General features: G+C 66.5%; 21 protein-coding genes. 6 read left to right on the top strand and 15 right to left on the bottom strand.

Annotation, left to right across the window (positions count from 1 at the left end):
* Positions 1–3 precede the first annotated feature (3 nt).
* Positions 4–870, bottom strand: a complete 867-nt coding sequence (hemF, locus tag N5I32_RS18210) for an oxygen-dependent coproporphyrinogen oxidase (RefSeq protein ID WP_261497371.1) — start codon at positions 868–870, stop codon at positions 4–6.
* 136 nt (positions 871–1,006) lie between these two features.
* On the opposite strand from hemF, the gene N5I32_RS18205 reads away from it, so the two are divergent.
* Both N5I32_RS18205 and N5I32_RS18200 read left to right on the top strand, forming a co-directional pair.
* Positions 1,007–1,369 carry a hypothetical protein gene (locus tag N5I32_RS18205; RefSeq protein WP_261497370.1) on the top strand — a complete coding sequence of 121 codons (363 nt, stop codon included), beginning with the start codon at positions 1,007–1,009 and terminating at the stop codon, positions 1,367–1,369.
* 10 nt (positions 1,370–1,379) lie between these two features.
* Positions 1,380–1,763 (top strand): hypothetical protein, encoded by a 384-nt coding sequence (locus N5I32_RS18200; protein WP_261497369.1) that lies wholly within the window; start codon positions 1,380–1,382, stop codon positions 1,761–1,763.
* Between the two features lies 1 nt (position 1,764).
* Here the strand turns inward: N5I32_RS18200 and N5I32_RS18195 are convergent, their stop codons facing one another.
* Genes N5I32_RS18195 through clpS form a run of 3 tightly spaced genes read right to left on the bottom strand, consistent with a single transcriptional unit; the run spans position 1,765 to position 3,969 of the window.
* Positions 1,765–2,574, bottom strand: a complete 810-nt coding sequence (locus N5I32_RS18195) for an SDR family NAD(P)-dependent oxidoreductase (RefSeq protein WP_261497368.1) — start codon at positions 2,572–2,574, stop codon at positions 1,765–1,767.
* 42 nt (positions 2,575–2,616) lie between these two features.
* Positions 2,617–3,630: a class I SAM-dependent methyltransferase gene (locus N5I32_RS18190; RefSeq protein WP_261497367.1), complete on the bottom strand. Its 1,014-nt coding sequence runs from the start codon at positions 3,628–3,630 to the stop codon at positions 2,617–2,619.
* Between the two features lie 18 nt (positions 3,631–3,648).
* Positions 3,649–3,969 (bottom strand): ATP-dependent Clp protease adapter ClpS, encoded by a 321-nt coding sequence (gene clpS, locus N5I32_RS18185; protein WP_261497467.1) that lies wholly within the window; start codon positions 3,967–3,969, stop codon positions 3,649–3,651.
* A 158-nt stretch (positions 3,970–4,127) separates the two neighbouring features.
* Here clpS and N5I32_RS18180 point away from each other — a divergent pair, with 158 nt between their 5' ends.
* Positions 4,128–4,829 (top strand): HAD family hydrolase, encoded by a 702-nt coding sequence (locus N5I32_RS18180; RefSeq protein WP_261497366.1) that lies wholly within the window; start codon positions 4,128–4,130, stop codon positions 4,827–4,829.
* 155 nt (positions 4,830–4,984) lie between these two features.
* Positions 4,985–6,802, top strand: coding sequence for a serine hydrolase (locus N5I32_RS18175; protein ID WP_261497365.1), 1,818 nt, complete (start codon positions 4,985–4,987; stop codon positions 6,800–6,802).
* A 25-nt stretch (positions 6,803–6,827) separates the two neighbouring features.
* Here the strand turns inward: N5I32_RS18175 and ccoS are convergent, their stop codons facing one another.
* The 8 genes from ccoS to ccoN all read right to left on the bottom strand — a co-directional run bounded on the left by ccoS (position 6,828) and on the right by ccoN (position 14,837).
* On the bottom strand, positions 6,828–6,986 hold the full coding sequence (ccoS, locus tag N5I32_RS18170) for a cbb3-type cytochrome oxidase assembly protein CcoS (protein ID WP_261497363.1): 159 nt from the start codon (positions 6,984–6,986) through the stop codon (positions 6,828–6,830).
* A 4-nt stretch (positions 6,987–6,990) separates the two neighbouring features.
* Positions 6,991–9,174 carry a heavy metal translocating P-type ATPase gene (locus N5I32_RS18165; protein ID WP_261497362.1) on the bottom strand — a complete coding sequence of 728 codons (2,184 nt, stop codon included), beginning with the start codon at positions 9,172–9,174 and terminating at the stop codon, positions 6,991–6,993.
* A gap of 8 nt (positions 9,175–9,182) precedes the next feature.
* Entirely contained in the window at positions 9,183–9,638 is a 456-nt protein-coding gene (locus N5I32_RS18160) for a FixH family protein (protein WP_261497361.1), read from the bottom strand.
* Position 9,639: 1 nt separating this feature from the next.
* On the bottom strand, positions 9,640–11,067 hold the full coding sequence (ccoG, locus tag N5I32_RS18155; protein WP_261497360.1) for a cytochrome c oxidase accessory protein CcoG: 1,428 nt from the start codon (positions 11,065–11,067) through the stop codon (positions 9,640–9,642).
* A 321-nt stretch (positions 11,068–11,388) separates the two neighbouring features.
* Positions 11,389–12,258 (bottom strand): cytochrome-c oxidase, cbb3-type subunit III, encoded by an 870-nt coding sequence (gene ccoP, locus N5I32_RS18150; protein WP_261497359.1) that lies wholly within the window; start codon positions 12,256–12,258, stop codon positions 11,389–11,391.
* Positions 12,255–12,461 carry a cbb3-type cytochrome c oxidase subunit 3 gene (locus N5I32_RS18145; protein ID WP_261497358.1) on the bottom strand — a complete coding sequence of 69 codons (207 nt, stop codon included), beginning with the start codon at positions 12,459–12,461 and terminating at the stop codon, positions 12,255–12,257. Before N5I32_RS18145 ends, ccoP begins: the two co-directional genes overlap by 4 nt.
* 9 nt (positions 12,462–12,470) lie before the next feature.
* Entirely contained in the window at positions 12,471–13,220 is a 750-nt protein-coding gene (gene ccoO, locus N5I32_RS18140) for a cytochrome-c oxidase, cbb3-type subunit II (protein WP_261497357.1), read from the bottom strand.
* Positions 13,221–13,235: 15 nt separating this feature from the next.
* Complete coding sequence (ccoN, locus tag N5I32_RS18135; RefSeq protein ID WP_261497356.1) at positions 13,236–14,837, bottom strand: cytochrome-c oxidase, cbb3-type subunit I; 1,602 nt, start codon at positions 14,835–14,837, stop codon at positions 13,236–13,238.
* Between the two features lie 305 nt (positions 14,838–15,142).
* On the opposite strand from ccoN, the gene N5I32_RS18130 reads away from it, so the two are divergent.
* Complete coding sequence (locus N5I32_RS18130; protein ID WP_261497355.1) at positions 15,143–15,982, top strand: universal stress protein; 840 nt, start codon at positions 15,143–15,145, stop codon at positions 15,980–15,982.
* 71 nt (positions 15,983–16,053) lie between these two features.
* On the opposite strand, the gene N5I32_RS18125 is transcribed toward N5I32_RS18130, so the two are convergent.
* Together N5I32_RS18125 and fnrL are read right to left on the bottom strand one after the other, a co-directional pair.
* Complete coding sequence (locus N5I32_RS18125) at positions 16,054–17,619, bottom strand: trimethylamine methyltransferase family protein (RefSeq protein ID WP_261497354.1); 1,566 nt, start codon at positions 17,617–17,619, stop codon at positions 16,054–16,056.
* Between the two features lie 122 nt (positions 17,620–17,741).
* Positions 17,742–18,488, bottom strand: a complete 747-nt coding sequence (fnrL, locus tag N5I32_RS18120) for a transcriptional regulator FnrL (protein ID WP_261497353.1) — start codon at positions 18,486–18,488, stop codon at positions 17,742–17,744.
* Between the two features lie 63 nt (positions 18,489–18,551).
* Between fnrL and hemN the strand changes: the two genes are divergently transcribed.
* Entirely contained in the window at positions 18,552–19,907 is a 1,356-nt protein-coding gene (hemN, locus tag N5I32_RS18115) for an oxygen-independent coproporphyrinogen III oxidase (protein WP_261497352.1), read from the top strand.
* Positions 19,908–19,930: 23 nt separating this feature from the next.
* Here the strand turns inward: hemN and N5I32_RS18110 are convergent, their stop codons facing one another.
* Positions 19,931–21,154 carry a glycosyltransferase gene (locus N5I32_RS18110; protein WP_261497351.1) on the bottom strand — a complete coding sequence of 408 codons (1,224 nt, stop codon included), beginning with the start codon at positions 21,152–21,154 and terminating at the stop codon, positions 19,931–19,933.
* Positions 21,155–21,156 lie beyond the last annotated feature (2 nt).

The following is a 21,156-nucleotide window of genomic DNA, read 5'->3' as shown; positions in this document are numbered from 1 at the left end:
CCCTCACGGCCATTTCGCGACCGGTGGAAGGCTCATCAGGACCGCGCTGGCGTCGTGCCCGGTCTCGAGGCCGAACTTGGTACCGCGGTCGTAGACGAGGTTGTATTCGGCATAAAGCCCGCGATGCACCAGCTGCGTCTCGCGGTCGGCCTCGGTTGCGGCTGACCCGAGCCGGCGCTCTGTCACCGGCACGAAGGCCGGAAGGAACGCCCGCCCCACAGACTGGGTAAAGGCGAAATCCGCCTCCCAGTCGCCGGTGTTCAGGTCGTCGTAGAAGATGCCGCCCACGCCGCGCGCACGGCCGCGATGGGGCACGAAGAAGTATTCGTCCGCCCAGTCCTTGAACCGCGCGTAGTATCCCGGATCGTGCGCATCGCAGGCGGCCTGCAGCATCGCGTGGAAATGCGCCGTGTCCTCGGGGTACTCGATGCAGGGGTTCAGGTCCGCGCCACCGCCGAACCACCAGGCGTGCGGCGTCCAGAACATCCGCGTGTTCATGTGCACGGCGGGGGTATGGGGGTTCTGCATGTGGGCGACCAGGCTGATGCCGGACGCCCAGAACCGCGGATCCTGGGCCATGCCGGGAACCCCGCGCGCCGCCATCGCCTTCTGTGCCCGCTCTCCCAGAACACCGTGCACGGTCGAGACGTTGACGCCGACCTTCTCGAAGACGGCGCCGCCGCGCAGGACGCTCATCAACCCGCCGCCGCCGTCGCCCGCCCGCCGCGTCTCGCTCACCTCGAAGCGGCCGGGTTCGCGGCCGCCCCCGGCATGTGCAGTCTCCAGTGCCTCGAAGGCTGCGACGATGTCATCGCGCAGTGCGCGAAACCAGGTCGAGGCCCGTTCCTTGCGTTCGTCGAAACTGTTCATCTTCCGGCCCTCCTCGTCCGGTGCCGTGCCTATCAGCTTTGCAGCCGCGCTGCCAGTTGCGGCAAGTCTCGCAGGCACCGTTTGGACTTGGCATCGCGTGGGGTATCCTTGATCCTGAAACCGAACGAGTCGCCCCATGCCCAGAAAACTTGCCGAAGTGACCCTGATCCTCTGCCTGGCGGCCTGCGCCGCGCCGGCACCGCCCGGCTGCGACAGCGGAACCGCGCGCGAATTGCGAACGCTCGACCGGCTGATCGCGGAAACCCGGCGCGCCCTCGACACCGGGTATCGCGAGGAACGGGTCGCCGCGACGGGCGGCTTCAACTTCTGCCTCGGGTCGGCGCGCAGCCACGTCGGGGTCAGCTTCTGTTCGGACGGAACCGACCGCACCCGGACCGTCGCGATCGACCCCGCGGCCGAGACGCGCAAGCTGGAAGGGTTGCGCGACCGCCGCGCCACCCTTCTGGCCACCCATCCCGCCTGTGCAGCGCCGGAGTGAAGGAACCGCCATGCGTATTGCCCCTGCCCTCCTGCTCGCCCTCGCCCTTGCTGCCTGCTCCGCGCAGGACACCTGCGTGCGCAACGCCACGCGGGAGATCCGCGCGCTCGACAGCCTGATCGCCGAGACCGAGGCAAACATCGCGCGCGGCTACGCCTATGAGCGCCGCGAGGTCACCCGCTGGGCCTGGGTGCGGTGCTACGACGGTCCGTATGACCCGATACGCCCACGAACCCGCTGCTGGGAACCCTACACCGACATCGTGCGCGAACCCGTCGCCATCGACCCCGAGGCAGAGGCCCGCAAGCTTGCCGGCCTGAAGTCGCGCCGCGCCGCGCTGGCCGATACGGCCATGGCGGCGGTGGCGGAATGCCGGCGGCTTTACCCGGAGTAGGTCAGTAGGCCGGAACCCCCGCCGGGTCGATCAGGCCGCGCCCGCCGTCCAGCGTCAGGATCTGCCCGGTCACGAAGCCCGAAGCCTCGGACGCGAGGTAGAGTGCGGCTTCGGCAATCTCCGTCGGCGCGGCGATGCGGCCGAGCGGCGTTGCGTCGATGATCCTGTCGCGCCAGCCGCCGTTTTCGCGCAGGGCGGATTGCAGGCTCGCACTCAGGACGCTGGCAAAGGCCACGCCATTGACGCGGATCCGATGGGGCGCCAACGCTACGGCCAGCGACCGGGTGGCCTGCTCCATCGCCGCACTTGCCACCGATACGCCGAGGAGTTCGGGCTGCGCCAGCCGCGCGGCGAGCGTCGTGACGTTCACGATCGCGCCCACCTGCCCTTCCTCCTGGCCGTTGCGTTCGGCCTGTGCGATCATGCGCCGCGCGACCATCTGGCTCAGGCGCACGGCGCAGAGCATGTTCTGGCGGATCAGCATCTCGAAGGCGGGATCGTCCGGGTTCAGCGGATCGGTGGTGGCGAAATCCCGGTTCGCGTTCACCAGGATGTCGATGCGGTCGAAGGCGTCCACCGTGGCAGACAGGAGGTTCGCGGCCGTCAGCTTCTGGCTGAGATCGCCGGCGAAGTAGCGCAAGGGGCCTTCGCCCTCCGCCTCTTCGCCCAGTTCGGATTCAAGCCGCGCCTCGTCGATGTCGGCAAACATCACGTTGGCGCCCAGATCGACGAAATGCCGGGCGATGGCAAGGCCGATCCCCCTGGCAGAGCCGGTGACGATCGCGGTCTTGCCGGCGATGGAGAGGGTCATGTCGTTCCCTGTTCGTGATTCCCGGGTGGAGACTAGCCGAATTCACCGCCCGCGACGAGGCGCCGCCCCGGCAGGCGCGATCGGCCGCGCGGCGCGCAGCACCTTGAAGCCGGCGGTGCCGCCCGCCTCTGCCACGTCGCGAAAAGCGTCCGCCATCGCCTTTTCGTAGGGAAGATGCCGGTTCGCAACCAGCCAGAGGATGCCGGACGGCGTCAGCATCTCTGCGGCGGCGCGGATGAAGGCGACGCCCAGCGCCGGGTCGGCCGCGCGGTCGGTGTGGAACGGCGGATTGGTCACCACCACGTCGAAGCGGCGTTCGGGCCTGAACCGCGTGGCATCCGCCCAGTGAAACCGCGCGCGCGGATCGGTGACATTCCTGCGGGCACATTCGACCGCGGCATGGCTCGCCTCGATCAGATGCAGTTCGCGCACACCGTCCCGCTCCAGAATCCGGGCCGCGAGCCAGCCCCAGCCGGCGCCCAGATCGGCCACGACGCCATGCAGGTCGCGCGGCAGCGCCGCCGCCAACGCCTCGGATCCCTTGTCGATTCCGTCCGCGGAAAAGACGCCCGGCACCGCCACGAAGCCGGGCGCGGGCCGGGTTTCGAGGCCGCGCCAGTCCTCAAGGCTCCCGCCCCCCGGCGCGGCGAAACGGAAGGTCTTGCCGTGCGCTTTCGCGACCACGTCGGCAACGGCTACCCGCGCGCGCACGTCCTTCAGCGCGCTGTCCACCCCGTCCGTCTTCTGCCCGTCCACCCAGACCGGCGCCCCTTCGGCAAGATGCGCGACCGCGTCGGCAATGCGCGCGCGCGCCTCGGCCCGGGCGCGCGGCAGGAACACGACCGCCGCGGCGTGCCGCCCCTCGAGGACGGGAGAGACCGCAAATCCCCGCGCCTTCAGCGCGTCGTGATCCCGGCGGAACCCCTGCACGATGCGAACGCGGTCCCTGGGCAAGGCTGAAAGGTCGGCATCGCCTTTCGGGCCCATGACGACGACGGTTCCCGCGTCAGGCAACTCCGCGCCCTCAAGCGCCAGGGAAAGTCGCGACTGGCTCATGATGTCGGGCTTGCCGCCCTATTCCTTTTCCATCGTGCACTGGAGCGGGTGCTGGTGGCGGCGCGCGAAATCCATGACCTGAGCGACCTTCGTTTCCGCAACCTCGAAGGAAAAGACGCCCACCACCGCAAGCCCGCGCTTGTGCACCGTCAGCATGATCTCGAACGCGTGGGAATGGTTCAGCCCGAAGAACCGCTCAAGCACATGCACAACGAATTCCATCGGCGTGTAATCGTCGTTCAGCAGCAGGACCTTGTACATCGGGGGCCGCTTGGTCTTCGGCTTCGTCTTGGTGATGACCGAGGTCTCGCCATCTCGGCCGCCCTCTCGGTCGGACATGATGAAGGGACGAAGGGTCACGCGACTGCTCCTGCGGGATTCGGCCATCGGGGTTCAGACTGCGAATATAATCGCTTGGCCGACGGGAAAAAAGTGTGCAATCGGAGCGATTGCCACGATCCGCAGCGGCGCGCTATCAAATCGGCGGGGAGGATCAGATGCGGCCCGTCACCACCGTTGCCTTCGACGCCGACGACACGCTCTGGCATAACGAGCGTTTCTTCCGGCTGACGCAGAGCCGTTTCGGCGAACTTCTGGCCGATTTCGCCGATCCCGCCCACCTCGGCGATCGCCTGCTTGCCGCCGAGCGGCGCAATGTCGGCCGCTACGGTTTCGGGATCAAGGGCTTCACCCTTTCCATGATCGAGACCGCGATCGAGGTAACCGAAGACCGCGTTCCGGCCCGCGTGATCCGCGAGATCATCGCCGCCGGGCAGGAGATGCTCGCACACCCGATCGAGCTTCTGCCGCACGCACGCGAAACGGTCGATGCCCTTGCCGGAGACTATCGCCTGCTGCTCGTCACCAAGGGCGACCTGCTGGATCAGGAACGCAAGCTGGCGCAATCCGGCCTGGGCGACCTGTTCGACGGGGTGGAGATCGTGTCGCAGAAGACACCGTCAGTCTATGCCGCGATCTTCGCCCGCCATGGCGACGGGGCGGCGCGCGCGATGATGGTTGGAAACTCGATGAAGTCCGACGTGGTCCCGGCGATCGAAGCCGGCGCCTGGGGCATTCATGTGCCGCATGGCCTGACCTGGGCGCTGGAGCATGCCGAAGCCCCCGAAGATCATCCCCGCTTTCGCGAAATCGGCGATCTGGGCGCCCTGCCGACGCTTCTCGGGGCGATCAATGGATGAGTCGCGACGACCGCACATTGCCGGACGGGCAAGGGAAGATTTCTCTGCAACATCTCAGAAAGTCTCGGATTTGGGGTTTTGCGCAGCGAAATCCATGTGCTATCGTTGGCACGAAGCAGAAGCTCCACCAAAAAACCGGGGCACCGAGGCAGGACATGGGCAGTGACGTTACCACCCTTTCCGGGCAGTGGATTCTTGGGCCGATCCATCGACTCTTGATTGTGGTGCTCCTGACGCTGGCCCCAGTCGCCGCGATGTCAGCGCCTTACGCCGACTACGTGATCGATGCGCGCACGGGCGAAGTCCTGCACGAAAAGAATGCGCATACGCGCCTGCATCCGGCCTCGCTCACCAAGATGATGACGCTCTACATCGCCTTCGAGGCGATCGAGCGTGGAGAAATCTCGCTCGACACCAAGGTGACCGTGTCGAAACACGCCGCATCGCAGCCGCCGTCCCGGCTTGGTCTGAAGCCCGGCCAGAAGATCGCCCTGCGCTACCTGATCCGCGCCGCCGCGATCAAGTCGGCCAACGACGCCGCGACCGCGATCGGCGAGGCCATCGAGGGGTCCGAGGCCGCCTTTGCGAAGCGGATGACGCGCACGGCGCGGGCGATGGGTATGTCGGACACGACCTTCAGGAACGCGAACGGGTTGACCGCCGAGGGGCACCTGTCCACCGCCCATGACATGACAATTCTCGGGCGGCAGTTGTTCTACGACTATCCGCAGTACTACAACCTGTTCTCGCGCCGCTGGGCGGATGCCGGCGTTGCCAAGGTCGCCTCCACCAACCGCCGCTTCCTCGATGCCTACAAGGGGGCCGACGGGATCAAGACGGGATACACCGTGGCGGCGGGTTTCAACCTTGTCGCCTCGGCCGAGCGGGACGGAAAGCGGATCATCGCGACAGTGTTCGGGGGCACCTCGACCGCCCAGCGCAACGAACGGGTGGCGCAACTGCTCGACATCGGCTTCGGCAAGGCGCCGAACCGTGCCGTCGTCCAGAAACCATCCACGCCCAACTATGCCGTCGCCGATGGCGGCGCACCGGGCGACGGCGAAGCCGGCGGTGCGGGCAAGATCCTGCGGGTCTCCGGCGCGGTCAAGACCGCGAAGAAGCCCGTGCCGCGACCATTGCCGGGCGCATCCCCTGTCGTGCCACCCGAAGAACTTCTGCTTGCGATGCAGGAAAACATCGATTCCGTGCTCGAGGCGGTGCATGCGACCGAAACCGAGAAGCCCCGGCCGGCCGCAGCCGACATTGCCGCGGCGACGGTCGCGGCGCTGGCAACCGTAGCCCCGCAGGCGGCAGACCCGGACGCCGTGCAGCCCGTCGCCCGTCCCGCCGAAGAGACCGAAGTGGTGACCGTCGCCGAGGCGGCTACGGCGACCGATGCCCCGGAAACCGCAGAGGTGATGGTTCTGGCCGCGGCGCCCCTGACCGAAGGGGTGCTTCGCCCCGTTGCGCGCCCTGGTTCGTCGGTGCAGTCCGAACCCGAGGCCGAGTTGGAACTTGCAGCGGCCGCGCCGGCCATGGTCGAGCCCGCTCTCGCGAAGGGTGTCGACGTGCCGTCGGAGCCCGCGGTGCAAGCCGCGGTCGTCGCCATGGATACCACACCGGCGATGACCCCGATCCCGCAGGCGCGGCCGGGGCAAGTCATCCTTGCCGCCGCCGACCTGCCGCCGTCGCAGGATAGCGCCCCCCTGGAGGTGGTCACGCGCGTCTCGACATCCGGTGGGCGTCAGTGGGCGATCAATGTCGGCAACTACACCAGCCGGTACGAGGCCGAGCGTCGGTTGCTCCAGACCGCGCTGATGGAGATGAACACGCTTGACGAGGCGCTGCGCAAGGTTGTTCCCGCCCGCGGCGGATTTGACGCCAACTTTGTCGGAATGACCGAGGAAACCGCTGAACTGGCCTGCCGCCGGCTTGTCGCCCGCAGCGCCGAATGCGCGGTGATCGCCCCCTGATGCCGACCTGCGCGGCCCGGCCCGGTCAGGGCTTGGGCCGCTTGTCCCAGTCGTCGGACAGGAACCGCTGTCCGTCACCCTCCGGGTCCTCGAACTGGCGGCTTCTCAGCGCCCAGAGGAAGGCCAGAAGGCCGACCCCGCCCAGGAACAGGGACGCCGGGATCAGGTAGACGAGCATCTCCATCGCGTCACCTCAACCTGAGCGCATTGAGCGAAACGGTGATCGAAGACGTGGACATGGCCAGCGCCGCGATCAATGGCGTCGCCAGCCCGGCCAGGGCGATCGGCACCGCCACGACGTTGTAAGCCAGGGACAGGGCGAAGTTCTGCTTGATCCGCCGCCGTGCCGTCACCGCCAGCCGGGCCGCGTCGGCGATCGGCAGAAGGTCCTGGCCCAAGAGCACGATGTCGGAGGCCACCCGCGCCGCATCCAGCGCCGAGGCGGGCGAGATCGACACATGCGCGCCGGCCAGGGCGGCGGTGTCGTTCAGACCGTCGCCCACCATCAGCACGCGGGCGCCGGCCGCGGTCAGTGCTGCCACATGGGCCGCCTTTTCTTCGGGCCGGACCATGGCGCGCCATTCCTCGATGCCGAGCGTCCGGGCCATGTCCTCGACCGGCGCCGCACTGTCGCCGGACAGGAGCACGACACGCTTGCCGCCTGCCTTCAGCGCGGCGACCGCCGCCGCCGCACCGGGGCGCAGCCTGTCGGCAAAGACGAAGGCCCGCGCAGGCTTGCCGTCGCCCGCATCGAGATAGGTCGCAGTCGCATCGCGCGCCTCCGCCCCGGTCCAGTCGGCGCGGCCAAGGCGCACGCGGCGCCCCGCGAAGGTCGCCTCCATCCCCTCGCCCGGAACCTCGCGCAAGTCCGCGACCTCGGCGGCCGCGATCCCCAGTTCGGCCAGCGCCGATGACAGCGACGCCGACAGCGGATGCGCGGACCCGGAGGCCAGCGCCGCGGCAAGCCGCAGGTCCGCCTCCGCATGCTGTTCAAGGGCCACCGGGCGCGGCGTGCCCATGGTCAGTGTCCCGGTCTTGTCGAACACGACGGTATCGACCTCTGCCAGACGCTCCAGGGCCGTGCCGTCCTTGATCAGCAGGCCACGCCGGAACAGCCGGCCCGATGCCGCCGTCACCACCGCCGGCACCGCGAGCGCCAGCGCGCAGGGGCAGGTGATGATCAGCACGGCGGAAGCCACGTTGACCGCCAGGCGCACATCGCCCCCCGACTGGATCATCCAGCCGATAAAGGACGCCAGCGCCAGGATGTGAACCGAGGGGGAATAGCCCCGCGCCATCCTGTCAGCAAGCGAGGTATAGCGGTTCCGGGCGCTTTCCGCGACGGCGACAAGATCGGCCATCCGGTGCAGCGACGAATCTTTCCCCGCGGCGGTCACCCGCACGACGAGCGGGCCGGTCAGGTTGACCTCGCCCGCGCTGACCGCAGTTCCATGGCTCACGCGAACCGGAAGCGTTTCCCCGGTGAGAAGCGAGCGGTCGATCTCGGACGCGCCCTCGGTCACGATCCCGTCGACCGGCATCCGCGCGCCCGGCTTGACCCGCACAAGTTCGCCCGCGCGCAAGTCGGCAATCGCAACGGTCTCATCGCCGTCGGCACCGATCCTGACCGCGCGCGGCACTTCGAGCGCGGCCAGTTCCTCGGCGGCAGAGCGGGCCGCCGCGCGGGAGCGATAATCCAGGTAGCGCCCGGCGAGCAGGAAGAAGCAGAGCGACACCGCCGCGTCGAAATAGGCATGCTCCCCGCCCTCGATCGTCTCGTAGAGAGAGATCGCCGACGACAGGATCAGCGCCAGAGAGATCGGCACGTCCATCCCCAGCCGCCGCGCCTTGAGCGATGCCCAGGCCGAGGAAAAGAAGGGTTGGCCGGCGAAGACCAGCGTCGGCAGGGCAATGGCCGCGCTGATCCAGTGGAACAGGTCGCGCGTCGCGGCCTCTGCCCCCGACCACACTGCGACGGACAGAAGCATGACGTTCATCATCGCGAAGCCCGCGACGCCAAGCCGCATCAAGAGGTCGCGCCCGCGCCGGTCGGTCTCCGTCACCGACAGAAGGCCGGGGTCAAGCTCGTGCGCCTCATAGCCTATGCGGCCCAGTCGCTCGACAAGCAGGGCGGGGGTCGCCTCGGGGCCGGCCTCGACGCTCACGCGCTTCAGCGTCAGGTTGACGCGCGCCGAACGCACGCCGGGCACGCGCATGAGTTCCCGCTCCACGTCCGAGATGCAGGCAGCGCAGTGGGCGGTGGGCAGCGACAGGACGATGCCCGACGCCTTCTCGGCCCGCGCCCCGGCAATCGCTTCGGCCGAGGGCGCAGCAACACAGGCGGGACAGGCCGACAGGGATGAGGCCGACATGGGGCGGACTAGTCCTTCACGAATAGATCGAGGCGCTTGTGAAAACGCGTTCCATCCTTGGCGCTGGCTTCGAGAAGGACCATCCAGCGCCCGGGCGCAAGATCGACGGCGGCGACATAGTCGGTTCCGTCGTGGACAAATGCCGGCGTCACGTCCTCTGCCGCTTCCGTCGTACGCCCGACCACGGCGGAAATGTCACCAAGTTCAACCGGCAGCCCGGCGCTGTCGCGGAAGGCAAGCCGCAACTCGCCCTCTGCATAGGTCTCCCTCAACGTCCAGCCCAGCGCTTCCTGTGCCTTCCGCTCGCGGTCGAAGTTCTGCGAGGCGACATAGGAATTGCGCACCTCGAGCCCCGGGAAGGTCGACACCGCCTTGACCGCCATGAAGATGTTGACCGCGATGATCAGCGCAAAGGCCGAGGCGATGAAGACGAAAACCTTCCGCCCTGTGAATTCCTGTGCCATCTCACTGATCCTTTCCATTGAAGACCGTGTTGACGTGAACCCGGTCCTCGTTCACCTGGTCGACGATCCAGAGACGGATCGCGGTGCGGTCGGCCACCGCCGCCCGGCTGCCCGGAGGCGCGGTCACGTAGACACGCTGGGTCAGCGTTTCGTCGGCCGGCACGGTCACAACATAGCTTTCCCGACCTTCGAGCGATAGGGCAAGCGGCGCGTCCGAGGTGATCGACAACAGGAAGGGCCGATCCTCCGGATGCTTGTTGCGCAGGCGGATCTCGTAGGCGTTGCGGATCGATCCGTCCGACAGCGTGACGAACAGCGGATTGCGTTCCGGCGTCACGCTGAAGTCGATGGGGGACCGCAGGAAAAGCGCCACGATGAGGGCGATGCCCACGGCAGACCAGAGCGTCGTGTAAAGAATTGTCCGAGGCCGGAAGATGTGCTTCCAGAGTTGCTTGGGGTGGCCGCCCGCGCGTTCCGCTGCCTCGTCCTTCAGCGCCATGTAGCCGATCAGGCCGCGCGGCTTGCCAATACGGTCCATGACCTCGTCGCAGGCGTCGATGCACAGCGCGCAGGTGATGCATTCCAACTGCTGGCCGTTGCGGATGTCGATGCCCATCGGGCAGACATTGACGCAGGCCATGCAGTCGATGCAGTCGCCCTGCCCAGGATCAAGCTCACCCTTCTTCAGCTTGCCGCGCGGTTCGCCCCGCCATTCGCGGTAGGCGACGACCAGCGTATCCTCGTCGATCATCGCGGCCTGGATGCGCGGCCAGGGACAGGCGTAGATGCAGATCTGTTCCCGCGCGAAGCCGCCGAAAAAGAAGGTGGTAAAGGTCAGGATGCCCATCGTCGTATAGGCAATCGGATGCGCGTCGAAGGTGATCAGATCGCGCGCGAGCGTCGGGGCATCGGTGAAGTAGAAGATCCAGGCCCCGCCCGTGGCGAGACCGATCAGAAGCCAGATGATCCACTTCGTCATCCGCAGGCGAAATTTCCGGAGGTCCCATTTCTGGTTCCAGAGCCGGACGCGCGCGTTGCGGTCACCCTCGACCCAGCGCTCCACCAGGATGAAAAGATCGGTCCAGACCGTCTGCGGGCAGGCGTAGCCGCACCACACCCGGCCAAGCGCCGAGGTGAACAGGAACAGGCCAAGGCCCGCCATGATTAGAAGCCCGGCGATGAAGTAGAATTCATCGGGCCATATCTCGATCATGAAGAAGAAGAAGCGCCGGTTGGCCAGATCGACCAGGACGGCCTGGTCGGGAAGGCTGGGCCCTCGGTCCCAGCGCAGCCAGGGCGTGACATAGTAGATGCCCAGCGTCACCACCATGATAACCCATTTCAGGCTCCGGAAGTTGCCCTTGACCCGGCGGGGGAAAATCGGCTCGCGCGCCGCATAGAGCGGCGGAGGCGTTTCGCTGGCACTCATCTTCACTTTCCTGAATATGTTTGTCCGTTCGCGTCGGACTATTAGGGCACCGGGCCGACTCAGGGCTTTGATGTAGGTCAATGGTAAGGGCGTCCCCACCCCGAATTGAAGTCCAAAAGGTCGCAGGCTATTGTCAGCCCATTGCCGCGGCGTCCTTCCAGCGGATGGGACCGGGCACGCTGGGCAGAGCGGGATACGCAAAAAAGGCGTGCCCGCAGGCACGCCCAGTGATTTGGAGCATCGGCGCCCCAGGAAACGCGCGAACAGGACGGGGCGCCGATGCTTTTCACCGGCGGGGCATTTCTGCCCCGCCGGATTCCGTTACTCGCCGCCACCGCGGCTGTGGACCCAGGTCGCGACCGCGCGGATGTCGGCCTCGCTCAGGCGGCCGGACCATGCGGGCATGACACCGAAGCGGGCATTCGTCACCGTTTCGGTCAACGCCGCGGCGTCGCCGCCGTAAAGCCAGATCGCGTCGGTCAGGTTTGGCGCCCCCTGCATGCGGTCGCCGCTGCCGTCTTCCATGTGGCAGGCCGAGCAGTTGTCGGCAAAGACCGTGGCCCCTTCGCCGGCAAGCGCCGCGTCATGGTCCTGACCCGAGATCTGCAGGACATACTGCACCACCTGGTCGATCTGGGCGGGTTCCAGCAACCCATCCGCACCGAACTTCGGCATTTCCGAATACCGCGCATCGGCGTCCTCGGTGTTGCGGATACCGTGCTGCACGGTCAGGTGAATGTCCTCGATCGTGCCGCCCCAGAGCCAGTCGTTGTCGATCAGGTTGGGATAGCCCTTCGCGCCGGCAGCACCCGAACCATGGCACTGCGCGCACCAGGTCTTGAACACCGCTGCGCCGGCGTTGGTGGCATAGCCCAGAAGTTCGGGATCGGCCGCGATCGCGGTCAGGTCGGCCGCCACCAGCTTCGCCTCGATCGGGGCATTGGCTGCGTCGAACCGCTCGATCTCTGCAGCGACCTCGATGCGCGGGTTGCCGCCCCAAAGACCCTGGGTTGCGCGATCCACCAGCGGCCAGGCCGGGTAGAGGATCGTGTAGACCAGACCCCAGAAGATGGTCAGGTAGAAGGTCCAGAGCCACCAGCGCGGCAGTGGGTTGTTGTATTCCTCGATCCCGTCCCAGGTATGGCCGGTCGTCTCCACCTGGGGCTTCGTCGTCGTCGGTTTCTTGCTCATCTTGCGCCTCCTTCACCCCGCGCGCCGGTCGTGCCGGCGGGGGCGGGCCTGTCCTCATGTCGGAAGGGAATGTTCGCCACGTCCTCGTGCACCTTTCGCGATCCGGGCCGGAAGGCCCAGATCACGACGCCCACGAACAGCAGCACCAGCGCAAGAAGCGCCCAGCTGTCGGCGAATTCCCGGAAAAGCGAATAGCTGTCCATTCGCCCCTCCTACCGGTTCGGATCATTTTCGAAGGTCGAGAAGTCGACCATCGTGCCGAGGACCTGAAGATAGGCGATCAGCGCGTCCATCTCGCTCACACCGGCGTGGCCATCGAAGTTGGAGACGACCACGTCCTTGCCACCCGCGAAGGCGCTGGAGCCGTAGCGTTCCTGCAGCCCTGCGGTGTCGGCATCGGGATCGGCCTGCGCGGCGAAGTCCGCCTGGGCCTGCCCGATCATATCTTCGGTGTAGGGAACGCCTACCAGCGCATCCGTCGACAGCCGGTCCGCGATGTGCTCCGGCTCGATCAGGCGATCCAGCAGGAAGCCGTACTTTGGCATCACCGATTCCGGCACCACCGACTGCGGATCGGTCAGGTGGTCGACGTGCCATTCGTTCGAATAGCGACCGCCCACCCGGGCCAGGTCCGGCCCGGTGCGCTTCGATCCCCACTGGAACGGATGGTCGTACATCGACTCCGCCGCCAGAGAGTAGTGGCCGTATCGCTCCACCTCGTCGCGCATCGGCCGGATCATCTGGCTGTGGCAGACATAGCAGCCCTCGCGGATGTAGATGTCGCGCCCGGTCAGTTCCAGCGGCGTGTAGGGCCGCACGCCTTCCACCTTCTCGATCGTGTTCTCGAGGTAGAAGAGGGGGGCGATTTCCACGATCCCGCCGACCGTCACCACCAGAAGCGATGCCACCAGAAGGGCCGTGGCGTTGGTTTCCAGGAACTTGTGCTTTTCAAGAATAGCCATTGTTCTGGGCCTCCCTTATTCGGCCGGGACCGCGGCGCGCGCATCGGCCGTGGCCGGCTGCTTCGCGACGGTTGCCCAGAGGTTGTAGACCATGATGATCGCACCGGTGAGATACATGACACCACCCAGGCCACGCACGACGTACATCGGGAACTTCGCGGCGACGGTGTCGGCAAAGGCGTTCACGAGGAAGCCGTTCGCATCCACTTCGCGCCACATCAGGCCTTCCATGATGCCGGTCACCCACATCGAGGCGGCATAGAGCACGATCCCGATGGTCGCGAGCCAGAAGTGCCAGCTGACCAGCTTGAGGCTGTAAAGGCCCGCACGGTTCCACAACCGCGGCACGAGGAAGTAGAGCGCGCCGAAGGTGATCATGCCGTTCCAGCCAAGGGCGCCGGAATGGACGTGACCGATGGTCCAGTCGGTGTAGTGGGAAAGCGAGTTCACCGCCTTGATTGACATCATCGGACCTTCGAAGGTCGACATGCCGTAGAAGCCGATGGAGATCACCATCATCCGGATGACAGGGTCGGTGCGGATCTTGTCCCAGGCGCCCGAAAGCGTCATCAGGCCGTTGATCATGCCACCCCAGGACGGCATCCACAGGATGATCGAGAACACCATGCCGAGCGTCGAGGCCCATTCGGGCAACGCGGTGTAGTGCAGGTGGTGCGGACCGGCCCAGATATAAAGGAAGATCAGCGCCCAGAAGTGGATGATCGAGAGCTTGTAGCTGTAGACCGGGCGTTCGGCCTGTTTCGGCACGAAGTAGTACATCATGCCGAGGAAGCCCGCGGTCAGGAAGAAGCCCACGGCGTTGTGTCCATACCACCACTGCGTCATCGCATCCTGCACGCCGGCGAAGACCTGCACCGACTTGGACCCGAAGACCGAGACAGGAATGGCGAGGTTGTTGACAACGTGAAGCATCGCGATCGTCACGATGAACGACAGGTAGAACCAGTTCGCCACGTAGATGTGGGGTTCCTTGCGCTTGATGATCGTGCCGAGGAAGACGGCCAGATAGGCCACCCAGACCACGGTCAGCCACCAGTCGACGTACCATTCCGGCTCGGCATACTCCTTGCCGTGGGTCGCGCCGAGGATGTAGCCCGTCGCGGCCAGCACGATGACGAGCTGGTAGCCCCAGAACACGAACCAGGCGAGGTTGCCGCCCCAGAGACGCGCCGCCGAGGTCCGCTGGACCACATAGAACGAGGACATGAGGAGCGCGTTGCCGCCAAAGGCGAAGATCACCGCCGATGTGTGCAACGGCCTCAGCTTGCCGAAATTCAGGTAGCCCTGCGCCAGTTCGGAAAAGTTCAGGGCCGGAAACGCCAGCTGGAAGGCGACGGTGACCCCGACCAGAAAGCCGACGACGCCCCAGAAGGCTGTCGCGATGACACCGGCGCGCACGACGCCGTCGAGGTATTCATTGGCGGGCTGCGGTCGCGGCGAATCCGCGCGGCGCAGCACCCAGACGAATGTGATGGCTGCGGCCAGCATCACGGTCAAGGCGTTGACCATGTATGCGAGGTCGCGCGCATAGTTGGCGGCAATCGCGGCAAAAACCGCGATAGCGCCAAGTACGGCGAGCTTGATGTAATCCCACATGCTATGTCCCTTCGTTCATCCATGCCCCTCCGACTCGCGCAGTCGAAGGGTTTCCGGACGCCGGTGGTTTGACCCGGCGCGGCCGAGCTTACCTTGATCTGCGTCAAATGTCCCCTCGGGGGCAGAACAAGCGGGCGACACCGCAACGGTATACACCGGGCATCACTTCGCGCTAGGCTCTGCCGCAGGCGGGCACGGGTGGGTGCGCAGGGTCAGGTGGCACAACGCGTCACTTGATCGGAATCAAGGCGGCGCCGTTCGCCGCGACCTAGGGTCACGCCATGCTTGCTCTCGGGAGGCCGGATATGGGCTACAAATCGATCCTCACCATCGTCACCGATCCACAACTTTCGACCGCCCAGATGGATGCGGCGATCGCACTTGCCAGGCGCGAGGATGCGCATCTGGACATTCTCTGCCTCGGCATCGACCGCACCCAGACGGGCTACTACTACGCAGGCGCGACCGCGGTCATCCATCAGGAAACCTTCGAGTTCGCGCGCACCGAAGCGGCCGAGACGGAAGCGGCGGTCAGGGCGCGTCTCGCCGCCGAGGATGTCCGCTGGGCGGTCGAGACGGTCGTGACGCAGCTCGCGACGCTGACCGAGCCGGTTGCCGTCCAGGCCCGGTTCTCCGACCTCGTCGTGCTTCCGAAACCGTATGGCGGCAAGGACAACCACGACCTCGAGGCGGTGCTGGAGGCGGCACTTTTCGACGGTCGCAGTCCGGTCCTCGTCCTGCCTGCGACCGGTCTTGAACCTGCGCCGCCCTCGCGGGTGGCCATCGCATGGAACCAGAGCGACGAGGCCTTGATCGCGATCCGCGCCGCGCTGCCGATTTTGAAGGCGGCCTCCCTCGTCAACATCACCGTCATCGACCCGCCGAGCCACGGCCCCGAACGTTCCGACCCCGGAGGGCTTCTGTCGCAGTTCCTGTCCCGCCATGGTGTCAAAGCGGAGGTCTCGGTGCTGGCCCGGACCATGCCGCGCGTGTCCGAGGTTCTGTGCCGCCACGCCCGCGACATCGACGCGGATCTCATCGTCATGGGCGGCTATGGACACTCGCGCTTCCGCGAGGCGATCCTGGGCGGAGCGACCCGCGACATGCTCGAGATCTCCGAGGTTCCCGTCTTCATGGCGCACTAGGCGCGAGCTTTTGCGGGCAAGGACTCTGATTGACGCGGACCCTGCCGGGTCCGCGTCGGCCTTTCAGCCGGTCAGATCAGTTCGACCGCCCCGGCATAGGCGGCAACGATGTGCTCATCGGCATGCGCGGCAAGCGCCGCGATCTCTCGAAGCTGGTGGTCATCCAGAACGCCGGCCTCCGGTGCCGTCGCGATGGCCGCCAGCGCCGCATCGCGCGCGGCGTCGAAAGCAGTCCGGCGGCCCGACTTTTCGTAGCCGTCCCGGCCTTGCCGCAGGAAGATGCCGGGCGACAGCTGGTCGCGGCAGGTGCGGATGGTGTGATCGCTGTCCAGGAAATGTCCGCCGGTGCGGATCCGCATCATCTCGTCCCAGTTCAGGGCGCCATCGCTGAGGTCGGGCTTGCGGATGAACCGGCGGACCATCGCGCCCACCTCGTTGTCCAGCACGGCCTGGACCGGGCTGAACACGGTTGCGCATTCCAGTTGCCCGACACCGCCCAGGATGTCCGCCCCGGCCAGCGCGACCGCCTGGCAGAGCAGCGCCCGTTCGGCCATCGACTGGTGGTCGACATCCGGCGTGTCCGAACCCGAACCGTAGGTATGCGCCAGCATCCCGAATCCCTGCTTCATCAACTGGACCGACACGCTCGCCGCCTGAAGGCTTTCGACGCAGGATTGCAGCGCCGAGCCTGTCCGCATGTCGAGCGTGAACATCAGGGGTGTCGCGATCACCGGCGTGCCGGGCGACAGCACATGCGCCATCACCGTCATGCCGACGATCTCTGCCGCCGCCATGATCGCCATCGACGGGACGGAGAGCGGCGCGGTTCCCCCCGAAGAGGGCAGCGAACAGGCGTGCAGCGGGACACCGTACTTGCCCGCCTCGATGATCACCTGCGTGTCCATGAACTTGAATTCGAGCGGCGTGAAGGAACAGGTGATGGCGCTTGTTATCGGATTGGCGCGCAGTTCCGCCTCTCCTCCCGCGGCGATGGCCGCGATCTTCATCAGGTATTCGACGTTCTGCCACTGGTAGGGCTGCATCCAGATGTGCTTGTCCGTCCGCGCGATCAGGCGGCCGAAGCTGTGGATGTCGGCGGTCTTCTCGGGCACCCCGTGAACGAACGGATGCGCGATGAAACCCACTTCGTCGAGCGTGCTGGCCACGGCCGCGATCTCGTCGACCGCCGCCAGGTCCATGTTCCTGTAGCGCGTGTCGCGCGGGCTGACATAGCCGTGCGCGCCGGTTCCGGTGCGCATGACGAATCCCCTGTCGCCGCGCGGCAGGTCGAGGTCGAGCGCGCGCCGTTTCCCTGCGAGACGGGCCGCCTTGGGCGTGGCCTCCATCGCCTCTGCCACCAGCCCTGCGGGAAGGCGCAGCCGGTCCGGCCCGCTGCCCGGCTTCGCACCGGCCGCCAGAAGTGCCGCCCGCGCCTGCGGGTGGATGACCGCCACGCCGTAGTCGCCCAGCAGTTCCAGCACCCGCGCCTTCAGGAAGGCGACATCGCCTTCGTCGAGAAAGCCCATGCGGGCACGGGAGTGGGTTAGTGCCTCCTGGCGGAAGGCATTTGCGGGAAGGGAGCCTTGCCGGGTTCTCCGGTCGCGGCGGGCATGTCGATCTGAAGTTCTGCGTTCCATGAAACCTCCTTCGGAAAAGGGGGACGCATGGCACACACCGATTAGGCTGACTGCCTGCCGACTTCAGCTATCGGGAATTCTGGCGCGCGCCGAGATTCGCGCCATTGGCAAATTGACGCAGCTCAGACCAGGAAGCCGCCGTCGCTGTCGTCGCCGGCCTCGTCCAGAAGAAGGTCGTAGTCGGGAACGATGACGTGCCGCTTGCCCTCAAGCTCGATCACGCCGTCCCGCTTCAGCGCCGACATCTGCCGGCTTACCGTTTCGAGCGTCAGGCCAAGGTAATCCGCCATCGCCTCGCGCGTCAGGGCCAGATCGAACGCCAGCCGCCCCGAGGGTGCGCGCAGATTGAGGCTGGCATCCCGGCGGCCAACGATGGCCAGAAGGCTCGCGATCTTTTCGCGCGCGGTCTTCCTGCCCAGAAGCAGCATCCATTCCCGCGCGGCATCGAGTTCGTCCAGCGTCATTTCCAGAAGACGCTGGGCGATATGGGGGGTTTTCGACAGCAGTTCCTCGAACGGCTTCTTGCGGAAGCAGCACATCAGCAGGTCGGTCGTCGCGGTCACGTTGTAGGGCGCATTGGTGCGCCCGGGCCGGCCCATGAAGTCGGAAGGAAGCAGCAGCCCGACCATCTGCGTCCGCCCGTCCTCAAGCGTCTGGGTCAGGGTGGCCACGCCGGTCACGACCGAGGCGACGAAATCCATCCGGTCACCGGCCCAGATCACGGTCTGACCGGCCTCGAAGCTGCGGTAATACTTGATCGCGTCCAGAAGGGCGAGTTCATCGACTTCGCAACGGGCACAAACCGCGCGGTGGCGGATCGGGCAGTCACCGCACTTCGGGGCGACAGTCGGGACTTCGTGCAGGGACATACGTTCGCGCGTCTTTGATTTACGTCAAGGAGTAAGGGGATCATAACCCTTATCAGTGCCAACATGAAACCCAATTCCGAACTGGCGCGACTCGGTTTGTTCGATGCGCGCGTGCCCCGCTACACGAGCTATCCGACTGCTCCGCACTTCTCCAACGCGGTGACGGAGAAGGATTTTTCCGGCTGGATCGGCGCCATCCCCGAAGGCTCCCGAATCTCGCTCTATCTTCATGTGCCCTTCTGTCGCAGGCTGTGCTGGTTCTGCGCCTGCCGCACGCAGGGCACACGCTCGGACGAACCGGTGCGGGCCTATGCGCAGGTGCTGAAGGAAGAGCTTGCGTTACTCAAGGCGCGCCTGCCGCGCGGCATCACCCTGTCGCGGCTGCACTGGGGCGGCGGGACGCCGACGCTCCTGCCCGCAGACGAGATCGCCGCGCTGGCCGAAACGATCTTCGCGACGGTGCCGCTTGGCGAGGATGCCGAGTTTTCGGTCGAGATCGACCCGAACGAGATCGACGATTCGCGCCTTGATGCGCTGGCAGCGGCGGGCATGAACCGCGCCTCGATCGGGGTGCAGGACTTCGACCCGGTGATCCAGAAGACCATCGGCCGCGACCAGAGCTATGAGATCACGCAAAAGGCGGCGGAGATGATTCGCGCCCGCGGCGTCCGGTCGCTCAACGCCGATATCCTTTACGGGCTGCCGCACCAGACCAACCGGCGCATCCGCGACAGCGTCGAAAAGCTGCTGTCGCTCGCCCCCGACCGGGTGGCGCTTTATGGCTATGCGCATGTGCCGTGGATGGCGCGGCGTCAGGTGATGATCCCATCGGACGCGATGCCCAAGCCGGAGGAGCGCCTCGACCTGTTCGAGACCGCGCGGGAGCTGTTCCTGGCCGCGGGCTACGACGAAATCGGGATCGACCACTTCGCCCGCCCCGACGACGGGCTGGCCGTGGCGGCGCGCGAGGGGCGCCTGCGGCGCAACTTCCAGGGCTATACCGACGATACTGCCGAGGCGCTGATCGGGCTCGGGGCTTCGGCGATCTCGCGCATGCCGCAGGGATACGCGCAGAACGCCCCAGCGACCTCGGCCTATGTCAAGGCGATCCGCGAGGGGCGTTTCTCCACCATCAAGGGGCACGCCTTCGACGACGAAGACCTTCTCCGCGCCCGGATGATCGAGGCGTTGATGTGCGATTTCCGCATCGACAGCGCAGAGATCCTGAGCCGTTTCGACATCTCTGCCGAACGCCTGCGCGAGCTTTACGCAGAGCCGGCGCGCAAGTTCGGCGACATGGTGTCGGTGGATGAGACGGGCTTCGCGATCCCCGAACGCGGCCGGCCGCTGACACGGATGATCGCGCGCGCCTTCGACGCCTACGACCTTTCGAAGGCCGGGCACAGTTCGGCGGTCTGAGCCGGGGGACGATGCCGGCCGGATCAGCCGGCCCGTTGCTGTCGGCCTGCGCCTTCCACGAAGGCGACCAGACGCGGCAGGCAGACCGTCCGAAGGTCGTAGTGGCGAAGGGCGGTCTCCCGCGCCGCGCGTCGCAAGGGGATCTGCGCCTCCGGATCGGCAAGCGCCCCGGCCAGGACGCGCGCCCAGCCTTCCACGTCGAAGAAGGGGACCAGCCTGCCGTTCGCCCCGTCCCGGATCACCTCTTCGACCGGAAGGGTTGCGGAGCCCACGACCAGCGCCCCAGCCGCCATCGCCTCGATCAGCGACCAGGACAGCACGAAGGGATAGCTGAGGTAGGCGTGGACCCGCGTGACCTGCATCAGCGCGGCAAACCGGGCATGGGGGATCCGGCCGGTGAAATGCATCCGCGAAAGGTCGATTCGGCTCTTCACCTCGTCAAGGAACCGTTCCTTCCATGTGCCGCTGTCGGGCGGGCCGCCGTAGCTTTGCCCATCGCCGCCGACAATCACCACCTGCGCCTCAGGCCGCGCGGCCAGCACGGCGGGAAGCGCGCGCATGAAGACGTGATAGCCCCGATAGGGTTCGAGGTTCCGCGCGACCAGGCTCAGTACCTCGTCCCCGGGACGAAGAACCCGCCCGCCCGGCAGATGGAAGCACGCAGCCGGATTGGGCTTGAGCAGGTCAGTATCGACGCCATCGTGGATCACCGCGATCTTGGAGCGGATCGGTTCGGGGAAGGTCGCAGCCTGGAACGCGGTCGGGGCCAGCGCCGCGTCGGCATCCTGAATCGCCATCAGAAGATGCGCTCTGCGCGCCGTCGTGGCCACGCGTGCGGGCAGGTCGGACGCCTGAAATTCCGGGTCGAACCCGCTGTCCAGCCCGGTCGAGCGATAGAAGAACTCCGCATAAGTCAGGATGCGCACGTCCGGCCAGACATCGCGCAGGAACAAGGGCTCCCCCCAGCCGCCATGCGCGAAGATCACGTCCGGCCGGTAGCCCTGCGCATCAAGCGCGGCACAGGCGCGGGCGACCCGGGCGCCGCGGTCGCAGGCGCGCGCATAGGTGCGCGCCAGGCCTGGCACCTCCGGCCCGTCGGGGCCAGGGTAGCACAGGGTCCGCACGATCCGGGGGCGACGGTTTCCCGCATCTGTCAGCGCCAGCACGTCATGCCCGCGCGCGGCAAGTGCCGGCGCCAGGTGCAGGAACTGCCCCGGAAAGTTCTGGTGAATGAAAAGGATCCTCAAGG

The sequence above is a fragment of the Albidovulum sediminis genome (assembly GCF_025380365.1).
Lineage (GTDB): Bacteria > Pseudomonadota > Alphaproteobacteria > Rhodobacterales > Rhodobacteraceae > Albidovulum > Albidovulum sediminis.
This window is presented reverse-complemented; position numbering and strand designations above follow the sequence as displayed.

What these genes read in the sequence shown, in the direction of transcription:
- ccoN (WP_261497356.1), bottom strand. Translation starts at nt 14,837, where the DNA reads ATGTGGGATTACATCAAGCTCGCCGTACTTGGCGCTATCGCGGTTTTT.
- N5I32_RS18125 (WP_261497354.1), bottom strand. Translation starts at nt 17,619, where the DNA reads ATGGAACGCAGAACTTCAGATCGACATGCCCGCCGCGACCGGAGAACC.
- N5I32_RS18200 (WP_261497369.1), top strand. Translation starts at nt 1,380, where the DNA reads ATGCGTATTGCCCCTGCCCTCCTGCTCGCCCTCGCCCTTGCTGCCTGC.
- N5I32_RS18205 (WP_261497370.1), top strand. Translation starts at nt 1,007, where the DNA reads ATGCCCAGAAAACTTGCCGAAGTGACCCTGATCCTCTGCCTGGCGGCC.
- clpS (WP_261497467.1), bottom strand. Translation starts at nt 3,969, where the DNA reads ATGTCCGACCGAGAGGGCGGCCGAGATGGCGAGACCTCGGTCATCACC.
- N5I32_RS18160 (WP_261497361.1), bottom strand. Translation starts at nt 9,638, where the DNA reads ATGGCACAGGAATTCACAGGGCGGAAGGTTTTCGTCTTCATCGCCTCG.
- hemN (WP_261497352.1), top strand. Translation starts at nt 18,552, where the DNA reads ATGAAACCCAATTCCGAACTGGCGCGACTCGGTTTGTTCGATGCGCGC.
- ccoG (WP_261497360.1), bottom strand. Translation starts at nt 11,067, where the DNA reads ATGAGTGCCAGCGAAACGCCTCCGCCGCTCTATGCGGCGCGCGAGCCG.
- fnrL (WP_261497353.1), bottom strand. Translation starts at nt 18,488, where the DNA reads ATGTCCCTGCACGAAGTCCCGACTGTCGCCCCGAAGTGCGGTGACTGC.
- N5I32_RS18180 (WP_261497366.1), top strand. Translation starts at nt 4,128, where the DNA reads ATGCGGCCCGTCACCACCGTTGCCTTCGACGCCGACGACACGCTCTGG.
- N5I32_RS18145 (WP_261497358.1), bottom strand. Translation starts at nt 12,461, where the DNA reads ATGGACAGCTATTCGCTTTTCCGGGAATTCGCCGACAGCTGGGCGCTT.
- N5I32_RS18190 (WP_261497367.1), bottom strand. Translation starts at nt 3,630, where the DNA reads ATGAGCCAGTCGCGACTTTCCCTGGCGCTTGAGGGCGCGGAGTTGCCT.
- ccoO (WP_261497357.1), bottom strand. Translation starts at nt 13,220, where the DNA reads ATGGCTATTCTTGAAAAGCACAAGTTCCTGGAAACCAACGCCACGGCC.
- N5I32_RS18165 (WP_261497362.1), bottom strand. Translation starts at nt 9,174, where the DNA reads ATGTCGGCCTCATCCCTGTCGGCCTGTCCCGCCTGTGTTGCTGCGCCC.
- N5I32_RS18130 (WP_261497355.1), top strand. Translation starts at nt 15,143, where the DNA reads ATGGGCTACAAATCGATCCTCACCATCGTCACCGATCCACAACTTTCG.
- hemF (WP_261497371.1), bottom strand. Translation starts at nt 870, where the DNA reads ATGAACAGTTTCGACGAACGCAAGGAACGGGCCTCGACCTGGTTTCGC.
- N5I32_RS18195 (WP_261497368.1), bottom strand. Translation starts at nt 2,574, where the DNA reads ATGACCCTCTCCATCGCCGGCAAGACCGCGATCGTCACCGGCTCTGCC.
- ccoP (WP_261497359.1), bottom strand. Translation starts at nt 12,258, where the DNA reads ATGAGCAAGAAACCGACGACGACGAAGCCCCAGGTGGAGACGACCGGC.
- ccoS (WP_261497363.1), bottom strand. Translation starts at nt 6,986, where the DNA reads ATGGAGATGCTCGTCTACCTGATCCCGGCGTCCCTGTTCCTGGGCGGG.
- N5I32_RS18175 (WP_261497365.1), top strand. Translation starts at nt 4,985, where the DNA reads ATGGGCAGTGACGTTACCACCCTTTCCGGGCAGTGGATTCTTGGGCCG.